The sequence below is a fragment of the Collinsella sp. CLA-SR-H006 genome (assembly GCF_040097075.1).
In the GTDB taxonomy this organism is placed as follows: domain Bacteria; phylum Actinomycetota; class Coriobacteriia; order Coriobacteriales; family Coriobacteriaceae; genus Collinsella.
Window position 1 is genome coordinate 77,371 of record NZ_JBBNPD010000003.1, and the last position, 19,595, is coordinate 96,965.

At 60.8% G+C, this 19,595-nt stretch carries 17 protein-coding genes; 2 read left to right on the forward strand and 15 right to left on the reverse strand.

Annotated features, from left to right (window positions below; genetic code table 11):
• The first annotated feature begins 321 nt into the window (after positions 1–321).
• Both adhE and AAA069_RS03085 read left to right on the forward strand, forming a co-directional pair.
• Complete coding sequence (gene adhE / locus AAA069_RS03080) at positions 322–2,970, forward strand: bifunctional acetaldehyde-CoA/alcohol dehydrogenase (RefSeq protein WP_117797767.1); 2,649 nt, start codon at positions 322–324, stop codon at positions 2,968–2,970.
• Positions 2,971–3,057: 87 nt separating this feature from the next.
• Complete coding sequence (locus tag AAA069_RS03085) at positions 3,058–3,822, forward strand: aminoglycoside phosphotransferase family protein (RefSeq protein WP_349127537.1); 765 nt, start codon at positions 3,058–3,060, stop codon at positions 3,820–3,822.
• A gap of 180 nt (positions 3,823–4,002) precedes the next feature.
• Here AAA069_RS03085 and AAA069_RS03090 read toward each other — a convergent pair whose 3' ends face one another.
• The 15 genes from AAA069_RS03090 to AAA069_RS03160 form a co-directional block, all read right to left on the reverse strand.
• Complete coding sequence (locus tag AAA069_RS03090) at positions 4,003–5,724, reverse strand: proline--tRNA ligase (RefSeq protein WP_349127538.1); 1,722 nt, start codon at positions 5,722–5,724, stop codon at positions 4,003–4,005.
• Complete coding sequence (gene ispG / locus AAA069_RS03095) at positions 5,725–6,807, reverse strand: flavodoxin-dependent (E)-4-hydroxy-3-methylbut-2-enyl-diphosphate synthase (RefSeq protein ID WP_349127539.1); 1,083 nt, start codon at positions 6,805–6,807, stop codon at positions 5,725–5,727. It abuts the gene before it with no gap.
• 13 nt (positions 6,808–6,820) lie between these two features.
• The gene (locus tag AAA069_RS03100; RefSeq protein WP_349127540.1) at positions 6,821–8,182 is read right to left on the reverse strand and encodes a M50 family metallopeptidase; all 1,362 of its coding nucleotides are present in this window, start codon (positions 8,180–8,182) and stop codon (positions 6,821–6,823) included.
• A 25-nt stretch (positions 8,183–8,207) separates the two neighbouring features.
• Positions 8,208–9,395, reverse strand: coding sequence for a 1-deoxy-D-xylulose-5-phosphate reductoisomerase (dxr, locus tag AAA069_RS03105; protein WP_349127541.1), 1,188 nt, complete (start codon positions 9,393–9,395; stop codon positions 8,208–8,210).
• A complete protein-coding gene (locus AAA069_RS03110) occupies positions 9,395–10,294 on the reverse strand; it encodes a phosphatidate cytidylyltransferase (RefSeq protein WP_232219788.1) in 900 nt (299 codons plus the stop codon). The genes dxr and AAA069_RS03110 overlap by 1 nt, the downstream gene beginning before the upstream one ends.
• A gap of 2 nt (positions 10,295–10,296) precedes the next feature.
• Positions 10,297–11,091, reverse strand: coding sequence for an isoprenyl transferase (locus AAA069_RS03115; RefSeq protein ID WP_055285137.1), 795 nt, complete (start codon positions 11,089–11,091; stop codon positions 10,297–10,299).
• A gap of 1 nt (position 11,092) precedes the next feature.
• Positions 11,093–11,629: a ribosome recycling factor gene (frr, locus tag AAA069_RS03120; protein ID WP_006236112.1), complete on the reverse strand. Its 537-nt coding sequence runs from the start codon at positions 11,627–11,629 to the stop codon at positions 11,093–11,095.
• Between the two features lie 2 nt (positions 11,630–11,631).
• Complete coding sequence (gene pyrH / locus AAA069_RS03125; RefSeq protein ID WP_035138557.1) at positions 11,632–12,354, reverse strand: UMP kinase; 723 nt, start codon at positions 12,352–12,354, stop codon at positions 11,632–11,634.
• 117 nt (positions 12,355–12,471) lie between these two features.
• Complete coding sequence (gene tsf, locus AAA069_RS03130) at positions 12,472–13,341, reverse strand: translation elongation factor Ts (protein WP_022094736.1); 870 nt, start codon at positions 13,339–13,341, stop codon at positions 12,472–12,474.
• 45 nt (positions 13,342–13,386) lie between these two features.
• The gene (gene rpsB, locus AAA069_RS03135; RefSeq protein WP_006236109.1) at positions 13,387–14,115 is read right to left on the reverse strand and encodes a 30S ribosomal protein S2; all 729 of its coding nucleotides are present in this window, start codon (positions 14,113–14,115) and stop codon (positions 13,387–13,389) included.
• 219 nt (positions 14,116–14,334) lie between these two features.
• On the reverse strand, positions 14,335–15,255 hold the full coding sequence (locus tag AAA069_RS03140) for a tyrosine recombinase (protein WP_349127573.1): 921 nt from the start codon (positions 15,253–15,255) through the stop codon (positions 14,335–14,337).
• A complete protein-coding gene (gene trmFO / locus AAA069_RS03145; RefSeq protein WP_260698842.1) occupies positions 15,252–16,589 on the reverse strand; it encodes a methylenetetrahydrofolate--tRNA-(uracil(54)-C(5))-methyltransferase (FADH(2)-oxidizing) TrmFO in 1,338 nt (445 codons plus the stop codon). The genes AAA069_RS03140 and trmFO overlap by 4 nt, the downstream gene beginning before the upstream one ends.
• Before the next feature lie 14 nt (positions 16,590–16,603).
• Positions 16,604–17,539, reverse strand: a complete 936-nt coding sequence (locus AAA069_RS03150; protein WP_349127542.1) for a DNA-processing protein DprA — start codon at positions 17,537–17,539, stop codon at positions 16,604–16,606.
• Positions 17,536–19,059: a YifB family Mg chelatase-like AAA ATPase gene (locus AAA069_RS03155; RefSeq protein ID WP_349127543.1), complete on the reverse strand. Its 1,524-nt coding sequence runs from the start codon at positions 19,057–19,059 to the stop codon at positions 17,536–17,538. Before AAA069_RS03155 ends, AAA069_RS03150 begins: the two co-directional genes overlap by 4 nt.
• Entirely contained in the window at positions 19,059–19,544 is a 486-nt protein-coding gene (locus tag AAA069_RS03160; RefSeq protein ID WP_006236100.1) for a YraN family protein, read from the reverse strand. Before AAA069_RS03160 ends, AAA069_RS03155 begins: the two co-directional genes overlap by 1 nt.
• Positions 19,545–19,595: the final 51 nt, after the last annotated feature.

Consider the following 19,595-nt stretch of genomic DNA (forward strand, 5'->3'; position numbering starts at 1 on the left):
TTCAAAGCTGTACAGGCAACACCTAAAAGGAGAGAAGCAACGCGAAATGCTGAGCCTGTAACTTATTTATATCCAATGAGCGGCAATAAGAGGCCCAGAACGGCAAAATGACAAATCGATGTCTGTCCTAAATGAGTGAAAGCACTCATGTAAGTCTGTCCCCAATGAGCGGGGCGATGCACTGGCAGATAGTTTTAGTTAAAACGTTTCATTTAATTGAAGCGTTTTAGTGTGCCTTTTACAGGAATCTGACCGTTCGCCGAATAATTTCTTGCTATCATGCAAGGCGTAGGGTAAATCTCCGATCGCAAGGAGACACAAATGGTGAAAAAGTCACCGGAAAACACTACTCCCGCAATTGTGGACAACGTAGAGGCGCTTGAGGCTAAGCTCGCTCAGATGCGAGAGGCCCAGGCGCTTTTTGCTACGTACACGCAGGAGCAGGTCGACAAGATCTTCTATGAGGCCGCCATGGCCGCCAACAAGGCTCGTATCCCGTTGGCGAAGATGGCCATCGAGGAGACCGGCCGCGGCGTTCTTGAGGACAAGGTCATCAAGAACCACTACGCCGCAGAGTACATCTACAACGCTTACAAGAACACCAAGACCTGTGGTGTCCTGGAGCGCGACGAGGCTTACGGCATCACCAAGATCGCCGAGCCCATCGGCATCGTGGGCGCCGTCATCCCGACGACCAACCCCACCTCCACCGCGATCTTCAAGACGCTGATCAGCCTGAAGACCCGCAACGCCATCATCATCTCCCCGCACCCGGCTGCCGCCAAGTGCACCATCGCCGCCGCCAAGCTCGTGCTTGACGCCGCCGTCAAGGCCGGCGCTCCCGAGGGCATCATCGGCTGGGTCGATGTCCCCTCCATCGAGCTGACCAACATGGTCATGCGCGATGTCGACATCATCCTCGCCACCGGTGGCCCGGGCATGGTCAAGGCCGCCTACTCCTCGGGCAAGCCCGCCCTGGGCGTTGGCGCCGGTAACACCCCGGTCGTCATCGACGACACCGCCGACGTGTTGCTCGCCGTCAACTCCATCATCCACTCCAAGACCTTCGACAACGGCATGATCTGCGCTTCCGAGCAGTCCGTGACCGTCATCGACACCATCTATGACCAGGTCAAGGCCGAGTTCCAGAAGCGCGGCTGCTACTTCGTCAAGCAGGGTGCCGAGATGGAGGCCCTGCGTGCCGCCATGTTCAAGAACGGCGCTCTCGATCACCGCATCCCCGGCATGGCTGCCGCCAAGATCGCCGAGCTCGCCGGCATCGAGGTTCCCGCCAAGACCAAGATCCTGATCGCCGAGGTCACCTCCACTGACCCCGCCAAGGAGGAGTTCTCCCACGAGAAGCTCTCCCCGGTTCTGGCCATGTATCACGCCAAGGACTTCCAGGAGGCCGTCGACAAGGCCGAGCACCTGGTGCTCGCCGGTGGCCCGGGCCACACCGCCTCTCTGTACGTGCACCCCGCCCAGGCCGAGAAGATCAGCTTGTTCGAGCACGTCATGAAGGCCTGCCGCATCGTCATCAACACCCCGTCCTCGCACGGCGGCATCGGTGACCTGTACAACTTTGGCATGAAGCCGTCTCTGACCCTGGGCTGCGGCTCCTGGGGCGGCAACTCCGTCTCCGAGAACGTTGGGGTGAAGCACTTGATCAACGTTAAGACTGTGGCCGAGCGCCGTGAGAACATGCTGTGGTTCCGCGCTCCCGAGAAGGTCTACTTCAAGAAGGGTTCCACGCCCGTCGCCCTCGACGAGCTTGGCAACGTCATGGGCAAGAAGCGCGCCTTCATCGTCACCGACCAGTTCCTCTTCAAGAATGGCAACACCCGCGCCATCGAGGCCAAGCTCGACGAGATGGGCATCGCCCACGACTGCTTCTACGACGTCGAGCCCGATCCGTCGCTGCAGTGCGCACGTCGCGGCGCCAAGCAGATGGCTCTCTTTGAGCCGGACGTCATCATCGCCGTCGGCGGTGGCTCCGCTATGGACGCCGGCAAGATCATGTGGATGATGTACGAGCACCCCGAGTGCAAGTTTGAGGACATGGCCATGGACTTCATGGACATCCGCAAGCGTATCTTCACCTTCCCCGAGATGGGCAAGAAGGCCTACTTCGTCGCCGTCCCGACCTCCTCGGGTACCGGCTCCGAGTGCACGCCGTTCGCCATCATCACCGACAAGGAGACCGGCATCAAGTGGCCGCTCGCCGACTACGCGCTGCTCCCCAACATGGCTATCGTCGACGCCGACAACTGCATGACCGCCCCGCGCGGCCTGACCGCTGCCTCCGGCATCGACGTCATGACCCACGCCATCGAGTCCTACGTCTCCATCATGGCTTCCGACTACACCAAGGGCCTCTCCGAGCGCGCTGCTAAGCTCGTCTTCGAGAACCTGCCCTCCAGCTTCACGAACGGCGCCAAGGACCCGCACGCCCGCGAGGAGATGCACAACGCCTCCTGCATGGCCGGTATGGCCTTCGCCAACGCCTTCCTGGGCCTCAACCACTCCATGGCCCACAAGCTCGGCGCTTTCCATCACCTGCCCCACGGCCTCGCCAACGCCGTCATCCTGACTCGCGTCATGCGCTACAACGCCGCCGAGGCTCCCGTCAAGATGGGTACCTTCTCCCAGTATCCTTACCCCAACGCACTGCACAACTACGCCGAGATGGCCAAGTACTGCGGCATCGAGGGCAAGGACGACAAGGAGGTCTTCGAGAACTTCATCACGAAGCTCGAGGAGCTCAAGGACTTCATCGGCGTCAAGAAGACCATCGCCGACTACGGTGTTGACGAGCAGTACTTCCTCGACACCCTCGACGAGATGACCGAGCAGGCATTCAACGACCAGTGCACCGGCGCTAACCCGCGCTACCCGCTCATGAGCGAGATCAAGGAGCTCTACCTGGACGCCTACTACGGCCGCGAGCCCCAGGACTACGCCGTCTGCTAGTTTTAGCACGGTTATTTGCGGCGGGGGTGCACGGGTGTACGCACGCCCCCGCCGTTGCTTCTATCGCATCGTTGAAAGGATGCAATCATGCTGCTCCCCGATTCCAAGACCGAGCTCGTCCGTCGCGGCAACAAGGTCGTTTACGACCTGGGCGACAAGATCGTCAAGGTCTTTAACGAGACCAAGCCCGTCTCCGACGTGTTCAACGAGGCTTTGAATCTTGCCCGCATCAATGAGTGCGGCATCCGCAGCCCCAAGGCTCTCGAGGTTTCCCAGCTCGAGAACGCCAACGGCTGGGCGCTCGTGACCGAGAAGGTTCCGGGCACCACCCTTGCCGAGAAGATGACTGCCGAGCCCCAGCGCTTTGGTGAGTACCTCGAGATGTTCGTCGATCTCCAGATCGAGATCCACGGCTACACCTCCCCGCTGCTCAACCGTCAGCGCGACAAGTTCGCCCGCATGATCGACAGCCTTGATCAGCTCAATGCCACCACGCGCTACAACCTTCAGGAGCGTCTGGACGGCATGACCAAGGAGTTCAAGGTCTGCCACGGCGACTTCAACCCCTCCAACGTCATCGTCGGCGACGACGGCCAGCTCTATGTGTGCGACTGGGCACACGCCACCCAGGGCTCCCCTGCTGCCGACGTTGCCACCACCTACCTGCTCTTCGCCCTCAACAGCAAGGACCAGGCCGAGGCCTACCTGGACCTCTACTGCGACCGCGCCGACATGCCCATGCAGGTCGTGCGTCAGTGGACGAGCATCGTCGCCGCTTCCGAGCTCGCTCGTAAGCGCAACGTGAACGATGAGTTCCTGAAGAACTGGATCGACGTCGTCGATTATCAGTAATATCTGAGCGATTTATTTCGCATCGGAGGCACTAAGGAAACCCCGCAGCTCGCATGGGCTGCGGGGTTTCCTTTTAACACTTGAGCGTGCCGACAAGATAAAAGGACGGCCCCTGCATCTCCCCGATCTGGAGAAATGCAGGGGCCGTCCCGTATATCGAACTACAAGCGAAATCGCCGATTAACGGCGTGCCGCCTTCACAAGCTCGGCAACCTTGGTGACGACCTCGTCGATCGCCACGTCCTCGCGCTCGCCCGTGGCACGGTCCTTGAGCTCGACGGTGCCGTTCTTAAGGCCACGCTTGCCGAGCACCACCTGATACGGGAAGCCCATAAGGTCGTTGTCGGCAAACTTAAAGCCGGGACGCTCATCGCGATCGTCGACGACGACCTCGATACCCTCGGCGCACAGGCCATCAACGATCTGCTCGCAGACGGAAGCGCACTCCTCCTTCTTGGGGTCGAGCGGAATCACCGCAACCTCGTACGGGGCAACGGAGACCGGCCAGACGATGCCGTGCTCGTCGTTGTGCTGCTCCACGACGGCAGCGAGCGAGCGAGAAACGCCCACGCCGTAGCAACCCATGATAAGCGGCTTCTCCTTGCCGTCCTCATCCATAAAGGTGGCACCCATGGCCTCGGAGTACTTGGTGCCCAGCTGGAAGACCTGGGAAACCTCGATGCCGCGAGCAGCAGAGAGCGGCTTGCCGCAGTGCGGGCAAGGATCGCCGGCAACGACGGTGACCAGGTCGGCCCACTCGTCGACGGTAAAGTCGCGCTCGGGGCAGGCACCGGTAAAGTGATAATCGACCTCGTTGGCACCGCAGGCCCACTGCTTGGACTCGCGCAGGCTCTCGTCGCACACCAGACGGATGCCCTCGGGCAGGTTGACCGGTCCGATAAAGCCCTTGTGCAGGCCGTTCTCCTGAAGCTCCTCATCGGTCATCATGCGATAGCCCTTGCCAAAGACATGCTCGGCCTTGCAGTCGTTGAGTTCATGATCGCCCGGAACGATGGCCACGACAGGCTTGCCCTCAGCGTCGATGAGTGCCAGCGACTTGCGCGTGCCGTTCTCGGGGAAGCCGAAGAACTTAGCAACTGCCTCAATGGTGCCCATGCCCGGAGTCTCAACCTTGGTGAGCGTACCGTCACCAGGACCCTCGGTCACGACGACCTTGGTGCTTGCCGCCTCGTCATCGGCAGCAAAGCCGCAATCGTCGCAGTAGACGAGCGAAGCCTCGCCGGCGTCGGCCAAAGCCATGTACTCGACGGAGGTATCGCCACCGATCTCACCGGAGTCGGCAACAACGGGCAGAGCCTTGATGTAGCAGCGCTCGCAGATGTTAGCGTAGGCCTGCTTCATCTTGTCGTACTCCTCCTGCAGGCTCTCCTGCGTGGCGGAGAAGCTGTAGGCGTCCTTCATGATGAACTCGCGGCCGCGCATCAGGCCAAAGCGGGGACGGAACTCGTCGCGGAACTTGTCCTGAATGTGGTACAGGTTGACGGGCAGCTGCTTATAGGAGCGCAGCTCGTTGCGCACCAGGGCCGTGACGGTCTCCTCGTGCGTGGGGCCCAGGACGAACTCGCGACCGTGACGGTCGTCAAAGCGCACAAGCTCCTTGCCATAGGCGTCGATGCGGCCGGACTCACGCCACAACTCGGCATCGACCATGATAGGCATCATAAGCTCCTGGGCGCCGGCGGCGTCCATCTCGTCGCGCACGATGTTCTCGATCTTGCGAATCGAGCGCCAAGCAAGCGGCAGGTAGGAATACAGACCGGCGGCCTCCTTGCGGATCATGCCGGCACGGAGCAGCAGACGGTGGCTGGCGAGCTCAGCGTCCGCCGGATCCTCTTTAAGCGTCGGCGCATAGAGCTTAGACATATACATTGCTCGGGTCATTTATTTCTCCTCAATAAGCTTGTCGACCTCTGCCATAAGCGCGTCGACAATTTGGTCCTCAGCTACTTTACCAATGATCTGGCCATGCGAAAAGAGCAAGGCCTGACCACGTCCGCAAGCAACGCCCAGGTCGGCATCAGAAGCCTCGCCGGGGCCATTAACGGCACATCCCATGACGGCAATCGAAAGCGGCGCGGTATAGTTCTTAAGCCGCTCGGTTACTTCCTCGGCGATGGGAATCAGGTTAACCTGGCAGCGGGCGCACGTGGGGCACGAGACAATCTCGGGACCACGGCGACGCAGGCCCAGCGACTGCAAAATTCCCCAGGCAACCGGCGGCTCCTCAACCGGATTGGCTGTGAGCGACACACGCATGGTGTCGCCAATGCCTTCGGAAAGCAAGATACCCAAGCCTACAGAGCTCTTGATGGTGCCCTGGAGCTTGGTCCCCGCCTCCGTCACGCCCAGGTGAAGCGGAACGTGGGGAATCTCACGCGACAGGGCTCGATAGGTATCAAGCGTCGTTTGCACGCTATGGGCCTTGGCCGAAAGCACAATGTTCGTAAAGCCGCGGTCCTCAAAGTGCTTGACGAAACGCTCGCTCGACATCACGAGCTTCTCGGGCTGCGTAAGCTCGTCGCGCTCAGCGATATCCTGCTCGAGTGAGCCGGCGTTGACACCGATGCGAATCGCACAGCCCGCAGCGCCGGCGGCGTCGATGACGGCATCGACCTTAGCCCAATCGCCGATATTGCCGGGATTGATGCGAAGCTTGGCGGCACCAGCCTCGACGGCGCCGATGGCGAGCTTATGGTTAAAGTGAATATCGGCAACGATTGGCACCGGAGACTCGGCACAGATGGTGCGGAAACCCTCAAGCGCGGCCTCGGTGGGCACGCTCACACGCACGATATCGCAGCCAGCCTGCGCCAACGCGCACACTTGCGCAAACGTTGCCTGGGCATCAGCGGTATCGGCGCAGGTCATGGACTGGACCACGACCGGCGCGCCGCCGCCGATCTGCACGCCGCCCACATGCACGGGGCGCGTCAGCTCGCGCGGCAAAGAATGGGATAGAGACAATCCAAACACTCCCCTACAGAATAAATCGAAGGATGTCGGAACGAAGCATATAGACAAACAGCAGTGCGAAGAGCGCGATGCCCACATAGCTCACAATCGTCTGGACCTTGAGCGGCAGCTCGCGACCCGCAATCTTTTGAATGATCTCGATGACCAGCTTGCCGCCGTCGAGCGGGGGGATGGGCAGCAAGTTCATAAAACCCAACGAGAACGAAATGAGGGCCGCAAACGAAAGGAACGTGGCAGGGCCGGCAGCAGCAGCCTGTGAGGACATAACACTAATACCCACGATCGAAGAGGACTGATCGAGGATCTCCATCGTATGCTGCGGCTGGAGCAGGCGCATCACGCCCTCCGCCGTCTGCGCAACATACGAGAAGGAGAGGCGCGCCGAGGTGATGGGGTCCAAACGGACCACCTGCGTAGAGGCATACACACCTAGGCGCTCATCCTCTTTAAGCGCAACTGTGGTCGAGCACTGCTTGCCATCGCGCTCATACTCAATAGCAATATCGTCCTTACCGGCGGCCTTGCCGATGGCATCGTAGACATCCATCCAAGTGGAACATGAGACGCCGTCAACCGAAAGGATCGCATCACCGGCCTCGATACCCGCCTTGGCGGCAATAGACCCCTCGTCAACCTGACCGATCACGTTGGTATCCATCGGCACGGTGACACCCGCAATAGAGTAGATGCTCATAAGCAGCAAAAAGCCCGTCAGGATATTGACGAGAATGCCCGCGAGCAGCATAAAGGCGCGCTTGAGAAAGCCCTGGCCAAGATAGGTGTGCGAACGCTCTTGTGCAAGGAACTCGGCCTCGCCGCACGGCAGCTCCCACACATCGCCCTCGGTAGTCGCATGCTCTCGATCGAAACGGCGGCCGTCAAAGGTGGTGTAACCCGCCGCATCTCGTGGCAGCGTCTGATACTTGGTGGGATAGTAGCTCGGCGAGGGCTTCTCCCCTTCCACATACCAAGGCGCGATAGAGCCCCAACCCAAGAGCAAGGCGCATGCCTCGAGCACAACCTCCTCGGATAGCTCGAGCTCGGCGGCAAGGTCGGCCACGGTCACGCGACCATGACGATAGATAGCCGCGAGCACGCGGTCGGCACACGAGACGTCGGTCGGATCCATACCGCAAATGGCAGCGTAGCCACCCAGCAGCAGCGGGGTCACGCCAAACTTGGTTCCAATGCGACGCGACGTGTAATGGATGTCAAAGCGGCACGGCAGGCCCAAAAAGAACTCGGTCACACGGACGCCGCAGGCACGCGCCGCCAAAAAGTGGCCGCCCTCGTGCAAAAACACGAGGACGGAAAGCATCAGCAGGCCCCAAAAGACCGATGAGAGAACGCTCAGAACAGTATCCATAAAACGAAAAAGCAATCCTTATGGGTTAGGAACGGGTTGCGGCGAGCACCTGCGCAGCCTTTTCACGCGCCCACGCATCGATGTCGCGAAGCTGCTCAAACGAATCGACCGCCTGCATATCGTGGGCATCCATGCAGGATTCCACAATGCAATCGATATCGGTAAAGCTGCAGCCATCGTGCAGGAAGGCATCGACGGCGACCTCGTTGGCGGCATTGAGCACGCACGGCATGGTGCCACCCGTCTTGCCGGCACGTTCGGCCAGTGCCAGACAGCGGAAGGTATCCATGTCGGCAGCATCAAACGTGAGCTGCCCCAGCTCGCGGAAATCGATACGAGGCGCCGGGGTATCCCAACGCTCGGGATACGAGAACGCGAACTGGATGGGAATACGCATGTCGGAAGCACCGAGATGCGCCATCACGGAGCCGTCGGCGAACTCGACCATAGAGTGAATCTTGGACTGACGCTGCACGACCACGTTAATGAAATCGAGGTCGCAGTTAAACAGATGCATGGCCTCAATGCGCTCTAGGCCCTTGTTCATGAGGGTGGCGGAGTCGATGGTGATCTTGGCACCCATGGCCCACGTGGGATGTGCGAGGGCATCGGCACGCGTCACGCGATTGAGCTCGTCGCGCGTACGGCCAAAGAACGGACCGCCCGAGCAGGTAAGCCAAATACAATGAGCCTCGCGCGGGTCCTCCCCCAGATAGCACTGGTAGATGGCGGAGTGCTCAGAGTCGACTGGAATAAGCTGGCCCGGTTGTGCCAACGGCATAAGCAAGTCGCCACCGACGACGAGGGACTCCTTGTTGGCAAGGGCAAGGCGCTTATTAGAGGTCAAGGCCGCATGGCTCGCCTCGAGACCGGCGGCGCCCACAATAGCAACGAGCACGCAGTCGACATCGTCGCGACGCGCGAGCTCGCAAACCGCCTGCGCGCCAACGCCGAGCTTCGTTCCCTCGGGCAACTCCTGCAGCACGGCGTCATCGCCGTGAGCGACATCGGCCACGGCAACCGCCGGAACCGAGAACTCGCGGGCAGCGGCAACGAGCTCAGAGGTGCTGGAATTAACGGACAGCGCCGTCACCTGCAGGCGATCAGCATGCTGACGGCACACATCGAGTGCCTGGGTGCCGATAGAGCCCGTACAACCCAGGATGGCAACACGGAGGCGCCCATCGGGGCCATACGTCGTCTGGAATGACATTACAGCACGCCTCCGATCATCAAAAGCAGCTGAGCGGTAATGCAGCCAAAGATAAGCGAGTCGCTACGGTCGAGCATGCCGCCATGGCCCGGGATAAGGTTGCCGGAATCCTTGACGCCCACGCCACGCTTGATGCGCGACTCGATAAGGTCGCCGATAACGCCCAGGACGGACACGACCACGCCGCACAGCAGCGCATAGGGCAGGCTGAGCTTGTAGAAATGCGTCGCCCACAGGATGAGCCAAATCAAAACAGAGCCCAGGATGCCGCCGACAAACCCCTCCCAGCTCTTTTTGGGAGAGATCTTGGGGACCATCTTGTGTTTACCGATACGGCTGCCCACGATGTAGGCAAACGAATCGGAGACCCAAAGGGACGCGCAAACACCCACCGAAAGCAGGGCGCCGGCAAAACCGGGCACAGCATCGCGCAGCAGCACGATAGCCGACAGCATAAAGCCAGTGTAGATGGGACCCATGAGCGTCACGGCCACATCAGAGATGCGGGTACGCGGCGACCAAACATACCAAATGCCCACGGCGAGCATCAGGGCAAAAAGCAGGGCATTCAGCAACATCGAATCGCCCAGCGCCGACAGCGGAAAGAGTACGGCGGCAGCGATACCCATGCGCTCGTTAGCCATCTTGCCATCGAGCCTTGTCATACGGAAAAACTCATAGCAGCACAGACCGCTCATGACGGAAACAAAGATGGCCGTGGGCACGATACCCAAAACCAGACACAGGATAAAGACAACGGCGTAGACGATACCGGCGGCGGCACGGGTAATAAAGCCCGCCAGCCACGAACCGGTGCCGCTCTTCGCTGTAGGCGCTCCCGCAGCGGTAGCTTTGCGCGCAGGCGTCTTGGGAGCAGATGCCTTGGGACGATCGGACACGATTAAGCCTCCTCGGTCTTGCTCAGTCCACCAAACCTACGGTCACGGCCCTGATAGGCCAAAATGGCGTCGACAAGACCCCAACGATCAAAGTCGGGCCAATAGGTATCGGTGACATAGAACTCGGAATAAGCCACCTGCCACAGCAGATAGTTCGAAAGGCGCAGCTCACCAGAGGTGCGAATCACAAGCTCAGGATCGGGAAGGCCGGCGGTATAGAGGTGGGAAGCCACCATGTCGTCATCAATTGCGGCAGGATCAATCTTACCGGCGGCAACGTCGAGCGCGATCTGACGGACAGCGCGGGTAATCTCGGCACGCGCGCCGTAGTTGACGGCAAGCGCCAGTGTCATACCGGTGTGATCGGCGCACTCGGCAAGACCGCGTTCAAAAACGTCGCGGGTCTTCTTGGGCAGCGCGGAAATATCACCCAAAAAGACCACGCGCACGTTTTCGCGCTTCAGAAGCGGCAACTCGTCGATGAACGTCTTGGCAAACAGGTGCATCAAGACGTTGACCTCATGCTGCGGACGGTTCCAGTTTTCGGTAGAAAACGCATAGGCCGAAAGCACGTCGACGCCCAGACGCACGCAGGCGGTAATAATCTCACGAAGGGAGACGATACCCGCCTTGTGGCCCTCGGTGCGTGCAAGACCGCGCGACGTGGCCCAACGACCGTTACCGTCCATGATGCACGAGATATGGTGCGGAATGTTATTGAGGTCAAGGTCGGAAAAACCGACGCCCGCAGGGGCGTCGGCAAAGTACTCGACCAGTTTATGCTCGTCGTATTGCACCTTAGATCTCCATGACCTCGGCTTCTTTTTCCTTCAGAAGCTCCTCGACCTTGGCGACATACTCATCGGTGTGCTTCTGGACCTTGGCCTGCTCGCGACGGACATCGTCCTCGGTGAGCTCCTCATCGCGCTCGAGCTTGTTGTTGAAGTCGCGACGGATGTTACGGATAGACACCTTGGCCTGCTCGGCGTACTCGCGGCACTCCTTGACGAGCTCGCGACGGCGCTCCTCAGTGGGAGCCGGGAACGGAAGACGAACGACGGTGCCATCGGAGTTGGGGGTAATACCCAGATCGGAAGCGCCGATGGCCTTGACGATAGCATTGATGAGTGCCTTGTCCCACGGCTCGATGAGCAGCATGTGGGCCTCGGGGGTCTTGACGGCGGCAACCTGCGTGACCGGCGTGGGAACACCGTAATAATCGACGGTGATGTCGGACAGAATGTTGGCATTGGCGCGGCCGGTACGAACCTTGGAGAAGTTATGCTTGAGGGACTCGAGCGACTTGTCCATATGGGCGGTGATGTTCTCTGCCATGCTTAATCCTCCTGATAGACGAGCGTGCCGACGGGCTCACCCGAAAGCGCGCGCTTGACGGTGTCCTCGCCATCGATGTTGAGGACCAAAATCGGCATACGGTTGTCCTGGCACAGTGCCGTAGCCGTGGAATCCATAACCTGCAGACCGCGGACGAGAACCTCGTGATAGGTAATCTTGTCAAAACGGACGGCATCGGCGCACTTGACGGGATCCTTATCGTAGATGCCGTCAACCTTGGTGGCCTTGATCAGAATCTCGGCGCCGATCTCGCACGCACGAAGAGCCGCGGCGGTGTCGGTCGTAAAGTACGGATTGCCCGAACCGGCGGCAAAAATAACGACGTTGCCCTTGGAAAGGTGGTTGATGGCGCGACGGCGAATATAGGGCTCGCAGATCTCGTTCATCTGGATAGCGCTCATCACGCGGCAGGGAACATCGTTATGCTCGAAGGCATCCTGCAGGGCGAGCGCGTTCATAACGGTTGCCAGCATGCCCATGTAGTCGGCCTGAGCACGCTCCATGCCACCGGCAGCGCCGGCCATGCCGCGGAAAATATTGCCGCCGCCGACAACGACGCCGACCTCATGGCCAACGGCTAGCAGCTCCTTGACCTGCTTGGCAAGATGGTCGGTAACCTTGGGGTCGATGCCATATTGGCCGTCGCCCATCAGTGCTTCGCCGGAAAGCTTAAGAAGCACGCGTTTATATCGGATGTCGGACAAAGCGATCCTCCTTTAATTAGACTCTCAATATGATATCAAAGGCTCTGATAAGAGCCATGAAAAAGCAGGCTGTGAGTAAAACCCACAGCCTGCTCATTACCAGCTACAAGAGCTTATTTACTCGCCACGGACCAGACGGTCAAAGGCAACGACGGTAATGGTGTCGCCGAGCTCCTTGGAGACCTGCTCAGCGTACTTCTTGATGGTGAGGGAGCTGTCCTTGATGAACTCCTGCTCGGTGAGCACGGACTGCTTGTAGAACTTCTCCAGACGGCCGACAGCCATCTTCTCCTGAATGGCCTCGGGCTTGCCGGACTCGGCAGCCTGAGCCATGTAGATCTGCTTCTCGTGCTCGACGGTCTCGGCCGGAACCTGATCGCGGGTAGCGCAGATCGGGGCGACGGCGGCAACCTGAAGGGCAACGTCGTGAGCGAAGGTCTTGAAGGACTCAGCCTGAGCGGTCTCGGCCTTCTCGAAAGCGAACTCGACGAGGACGCCGATCTTACCACCCATGTGGATGTAAGAAGCGAGCGCGCCGTTCTCAGCCTTGCGGGCAGCGAAGCGGGAGATCTTCATGTTCTCGCCCATGATGTGAATCATCTCGGTGAGCTCGGAGGAAACGGTCTCCTCGCCCATCGGCTTCTCGAGCAGAGCGTCGACGTCAGCAGGCTCGGTGGTAGCGACAACCTCAGCGACCTTGGAAGCAAAGCCGGTGAACTTGGCGTTGGAGCCAACGAAGTCGGTCTCGCAGGAGAGCTCGAGCAGAGCGCCGGTCTTGCCATCCTCGGAGACGAACGCGGCGACAGCGCCCTCGTTGGTCTCACGGCCAGCCTTCTTGGCAGCCTTGGCAAGGCCGTTCTTACGCAGAACGTCGACAGCGGCGTCCATGTCGCCGTCAGCCTCGACGAGAGCCTTCTTGCACTCCATCATCGGGGAGTCGGTCATCTCGCGGAGCTGCTTGACCATAGCGGCGGTAATCTGGGCCATTGTGGTTCCTTTCAAAGAGATGAAAAAGAATTAACTAAGACTGATTTACTCGGCCTTGGGCTCAGCGGCCATCTCGGCCTCGGAGACCTGCTCCTTGCCGGAGCCAGCGAGGCAGGCGTCAGCCATGAGCTCGCACATAAGGGTGACAGCGGAGATAGCGTCATCGTTGCAGGGGATGCCGTACTCGACCTCGTCGGGATCGGAGTTGGTGTCGATCAGAGCGACGACGGGGATGTTCAGGCGCTGAGCCTCCTTGATGGCGTTCTCCTCGCGCTTGGTGTCGATGACGAAGAGAGCCTGGGGCAGACCCTTCATGTCGCGGGCGCCACCGAGGTTGGTCTGGAGCTTAGTGAGCTCCTTGCCGAGCACAGCCTGCTCCTTCTTGGGCAGAACAGCCATGCGGCCGTCCTCGACCATGGCCTCGAGCTCCTCCATGCGGTTGATGCGGGAGCGGATGGTGACGAAGTTGGTCAGCATACCACCGAGCCAACGCTGGTTGATGTAAGGCATGTTGGCGCGCTCAGCAGCGTTCTTGACGGCCTCCTGAGCCTGCTTCTTGGTGCCGACGAACAGCACGTTGCCACCCTTGGCGACGTTCTTGACGAAGGTGTAGGCCTGGTCGGCGTCGAGGATGGTCTGCTTGAGGTCAAGGATATAGATGCCGTTGCGCTCACCGAAGATGAACGGCTTCATCTTGGGGTTCCAACGACGGGTCTGGTGACCGAAGTGGCAGCCGGCCTCGAGCAGGGTGCGGATATTAATCTTGGTAGCCATGTTAAACCTCCTGTGGTTTGCCTCCGCGCGGGGTCATCCTCCAAAACCAACCCGGACATGTGCTACCAAAGCCCGGGCACCACGGTATGAAGTAGCCGCGCGTGCGTGATAAAAACATGTTGCCGTGAAGCAACCCGATGAATGATAGCAGGAATGCTTCTTCCTGCCAACCCGCAATCAAAACCACACACCTCGGTGCGGCGCGGGACGTCCCAGCCACTATTCGCCGCGGGGATGGGCTTGAGCCACGGCACGTTTGAGCCGATCGGGTGTGAGATGCGTGTAAATCTGCGTCGTGGACAGGCTCGCATGGCCCAGCAGCTCTTGAACCGAGCGCAGGTCCGCACCGCCCTCGAGCAAGTCGGTCGCAAAGGTATGGCGCATCGCATGCGGGGCGATGTCGGCCGGAATGCCGGCGAGCGTCGCCAGCGTATGGAACCGCCGCCTGAGCATGGCGGCACTCATGCGATTGCCGCGCGCCGATATAAGCAGCGGATGCGGCCCGGTGGCGGGGTCACGGCGCTTTGCCTGAGCGAGCAACGCCGGCCTCCCCTCCTCAATATAGAAACGAGTCACCTCGAGCGCACGACGATACAGGGGGACGATACGTTCTTTGCTCCCCTTGCCCCACAGACGCAGCGTGCGTTCGGACCAAGCGATGGACTCCACATTGAGTGCTGCGAGCTCAGAGATACGGGCGCCAGATGCATAGAGCAACTCGAGCATTGCCGCATCGCGCAGTCCCGCGGGCGTCGAGGTATCAGGCGTCTTGAGCAGTGCCTCGACCTGCTGAGTCGTAAGGACGCCCGGCAGGTCGCGCGGCAGCTTGGGCGATGCGATAGCCGAGACCGCATCACCCTCGACAATCCCCTCGGCAGCCATCCACCGATAGAGCGAGCGAATGGCAGACAGATGCGCCGCAAGCGTTCGGGGAGCCACCTGCTCACGCGAAAGCTCGGCCAAATAGGAGCGAACGGTCCGCACGTCGGCAGCGCGAGCGTCGATATCCTCGCGCTCGCACCAGGCAGCGAAGCGCTCCAGCCTCGAGCCATAGGCAGTCACCGTGTTGGGAGAAAGCCCCTCGACGCGTGCGATATAGGCGATAAACGAGTCGACGGCGTCGTACAGGTCAAAGGCTATGACCGGTCGCCTCCAAACAAGTCGGAACGCGTGGCCAAGTAGGCATCGAGGGCCTCGAGCGCACGGTCCGCATAGGCCTGGTAGCGGTCACGCTTGCTGCGGCGCTTACCATCCTCGAGCGGCGGCACCAGGCCAAAGTTGACATGCATGGGCTGATAGCCCACGGTGGCAGGATCGGTCGCATAGCCCACGAGCGCACCCAGGGCGCCCACGCGGGGCAACTCGACGCCCGCGGCACCGATAGCCTCGGCATAGGTGTTGAGCGCCGCGAGCAGACCGGTCGCCACGGCTTCCATGTACCCCTCGGTGCCGGTGATCTGACCGGCCAGGCGCACGCCGGTACCAGGCACGGCAAAGGTGCCATCGAGCACGTGCGGGGCGTCGACAAAGGTATTACGGTGCATGACACCGTAGCGGAAGAACTCAGCGTTCTCCAGGCCCGGCACCATATGGAAGACGCGCTTCTGCTCGCCAAAGGTCAGGTTGGTCTGGAAGCCCACCAGGTTATAGGCGGTCTTCTCCTTGTTCTCGGCACGCAGCTGAATCGCCGCCCAAGGGCGACGTCCGGTACGCGGGTCGGTGAGGCCGACGGGCTTCATGGCGCCAAAGCGAATGGCGTCCTTGCCGGTGCGCGCAACTTCCTCGGCAGGCTGGCAGGCCTGGAACAGATCGCCACCCTCAAAGTCTTTGAGCACCACTCGGTCGGCCGTGGTAAGCGCCTCGATAAAGGCCTCGTACTCCTCCTTATTGAGCGGAGCGTTGAGATAGTCGCCGCTCCCCTGCTCCTCGTAGCGCGACTGCGAGAACAGCACGTCCATATCGAGCGTGGAGGCATCGACGATCGGCGCCGCGGCATCGAAAAACGCAAGGGCGTCGCCGCCGACGAGCTTCATGACCTCTTCGCTCAGCGCCGGTGAACACAGCGGGCCCGCGGCAATGACCACGTGGCCCTCGGGAATCTGCGTGACCTCGCCGTGCACGACCTCGATATTGGGACGAGCGGCAACCTCGGCCTCGACAAGCTCGGAAAACTTGACGCGGTCGACCGCCAAGGCGCCACCGGCGGGAACAGCCGCGCGATGGGCGCAATCGAGCAGGACTGAACCCATGCGCTCAAGCTCGGCCTTCAGCAAACCAGCCGCGGAATCCGGACGGGTCGACTTAAACGAATTGGAGCAGACGAGCTCTGCCAGGTGATCGGTATGGTGGGCCGGGGAGCTCACCTGGGGGCGCATCTCGCACAGCTTTACGGCAAACCCGCGATCTGCCAGCTGGATCGCGCACTCCGAACCCGCCAGACCGCCACCGATAACTGTCACCTGATCGAACTGCATCTGCAAACACCTTTCTAATTGACACGTTTTCCATTGTGACCGAAGGGTGTCTGGGCGTGAAGGGCAAACTTGGAGGGCGCATACCTTCCATCCATCATGCGCTCGATAAGGCCCTCGAGTTCAAGCGAACCCAAGAGTTTGAGTACGCCGACAGCATCGAGCGAGACGAGCGCCGCGATGTCGTCGACCTTGAGCGGAGAGGCGATGAGCGCATGCATCACGGTCTGCTGCGTTGGATCCAAGTCGGCAATGCCGGGAGCATCGGGGCGCGAGTAGCGCAGGGTTCCGTAGATGCGTGAGATAGCCATCTCGATAGATTCCTCGTCGACGATGCAGCAGGCACCGTTCGCAATGAGGTAATTCGTGCCACGCGACTCGGGCGATAGGATCGACCCCGGCACGGCAAGAAGTTCGCGCCCCAAATCCATAGCAGCCTCGGCTGTAGAAAACGTCCCAGAAGGCATACCCGCCTCGGATACAAAGAGGGCTTGCGACAGGGCCGCGATCACGCGATTGCGGCGCGGAAAAGCAAACTTGCGCGGACCCATGCCCCACGGAGAGATCGACACGACCGCGCCACCCGTATCGAGCGTGCGCGTAATAAGCCCCGCGCTCGAACGCGGATAGACCACGTCGGCGCCCGTCCCCAGCACCACGACGTGTTTGCCGCCGGCGTTGACCGCAGCCCAACCCGAGGCCTGGTCACAACCGACCGCGCCGCCCGAAACAACCGTCACTCCCGCCTCGATCGCCACCTTTGCCGCAAGCTCAGCCACGGCAAGACCATACGGCGAGGCCTTGCGCGCGCCGATGATGGAGAGCGCGGGCGTCGAAAGCACCTCGGGGTTGCCGCGCACATAAAGCGTCTGGGGTATATCAGAAAGCTCCAAAACGGTCTCGGGATACAACGCATCGCCTGGATGCAGCTCAAAGGTCCCCTCGGCCATCATTGGTCCCTCCTTCCCTGGTACATCGCCGCCTCGAGCACGTGGTCCTGCGTCACCTGCTCGCTCTCGGCGACATCTGCGATCGTGCGCGCAATGCGAACAAGGCGCACGATGCCACGCCCTGTGAGATGCGTGCGCTTCGACAGGCCGAGCACACACTTCTCCGCCGCATCATCGAGCTCAAAGGTCGAAACGACGCCGTCAATGGACCGCGTCTCGTCATCCTCGGCCTCGGCATCCGCATCGTCCATACGGGACTCGCGCCAGGCGCGAAAGGCACGACCGCGCACAACGTAGTCACGTAACTCGGCCGACGACATACCCTCCGCACCCTCGATAATCACTTGAGGGTCGGGACGGGTCACATCGATCATCATGTCGATACGGTCGGCCAAGGGACCGCGCAGTTTAGACCGATAGCGCTCGACCATCGCCGCCGAGCAGCGACACGGTACCTCGCGATCGCCCAAAAAGCCGCAGGGGCAGGGATTGCTCGCAGCCAGCAGCTGAAAGCGCGACGGGAAGGTAAAGGCCCCGTCGACGCGTACGATCCTGACGTAGCCTCGTTCGATGGGCTGGCGCAGCGTCTGCAGCACACCCGTGGGAAACTCGGCAAGCTCGTCCAAAAAGAGCACGCCGCCATGAGCCAGGCTGATCTCACCCGGGTGCACCGGGCGCCCGCCGCCGATAAGTCCCGCGGTCGAAATGCTGTGATGCGGGCTGCGGAAGGGGCGATGCCCCGCAAGCAGTCCATCGATGTTCTCGCCCAAGACCGAATGGATGCACAGCGCCTCTTGCTGATCCTCGAGAGAAAGCTCGGGCAAAATGCCCGTCATGCGCCGCGCAAGCATGGTCTTGCCCGAACCAGGCGAGCCGATCATGAGCAGTCCGAGCTCGCCGGCGGCCGCAAGCGCCATGCCGCGTTTGGCGACCTCCTGCCCCAGCACGTCGGCATAGTCGAGCTCTGGCTCAAAGGTCGCCTCGACGCCCTCGGAATCCAAGTAGTGCCGCGCGGCATCGCCCATACCATGAGCAAGCTGAGACAAATGATCGATAAAGCCGCAATCCACGCCCGCGAGTGGCACATGCTGGTCTGACCTGCCGGCGATAAAAGACAGCCCCATGTCGCGAGCCAGCAGCTGAAACGCCACCTCGCCCTTGACGGGCAGCACTGTGCCGTCCAGACCAAGCTCGCCTGCGATAAGGCAGCGATCGAGGTTGTCACGGGGAATCTGTCCATCGGCTGCCAGAACCGCGATGGCGATGGGCAGATCAAAGCCGCTACCGGTCTTGCGAATATCGCCGGGCGCCAGGTTGACCGTAATGCCCGAGCGTGGGATCTCGAACCCGGCGGAGCGCATCGCACAGCGAATACGACCGCGCGACTCCATCACCTCCATACTCGGTATGCCGAGCATCTGAATGCCCGGAACGCCGCCGGCAAGCGAGACCTCGACCGTGACGTGAATCGCCTCGACGCCGCGGATGCAGGCCGCGTGAACGGCAAACGTCTCGAACGCCATCACGACACCTGCCAATCGAACGCGTTGTACTGATGCTCGATCTCGGCGATATGCCCGCCGCGGATGGTGACACCCACGGCATCGAAGCGGATCGCCTTGAGCGGATAATGCTCCATGAGATAGCAACTCGCGATGCGGCGGTAGCGGCGTTGCTTTTGGGCGTCCACGGCCTCCTCGGGAAAGACCCGCGTGTTGCAATCCAGTGCGACGCGTCTAGTCTTGACCTCGGCCATCACCACGACATCGTCGAGCTCATCGAGCAGCACCAGATCGGCCTCGCCCTCGGTGCAACGATAACCCTGCTCCAGCAAGGTGTAGCCGCGCTCGTTAAAGTAGTCGATGGTGATCAGCTCGCCCAGCATGCCCAGCTCGCGGGGACTGAGTCCCTTGATAAACTCGGGCGTCATCGCCCCGCAGTCGAGCTCGCCGTTTTCCCAACGCTCCTTGAGCTGCTGCGTCTTGCTCTTTTTGCTTGCGGCACTCATGGGGTCTCCTTTCCCGCACACTGCATTGCCCCGATGATGAGGGCACCTTTC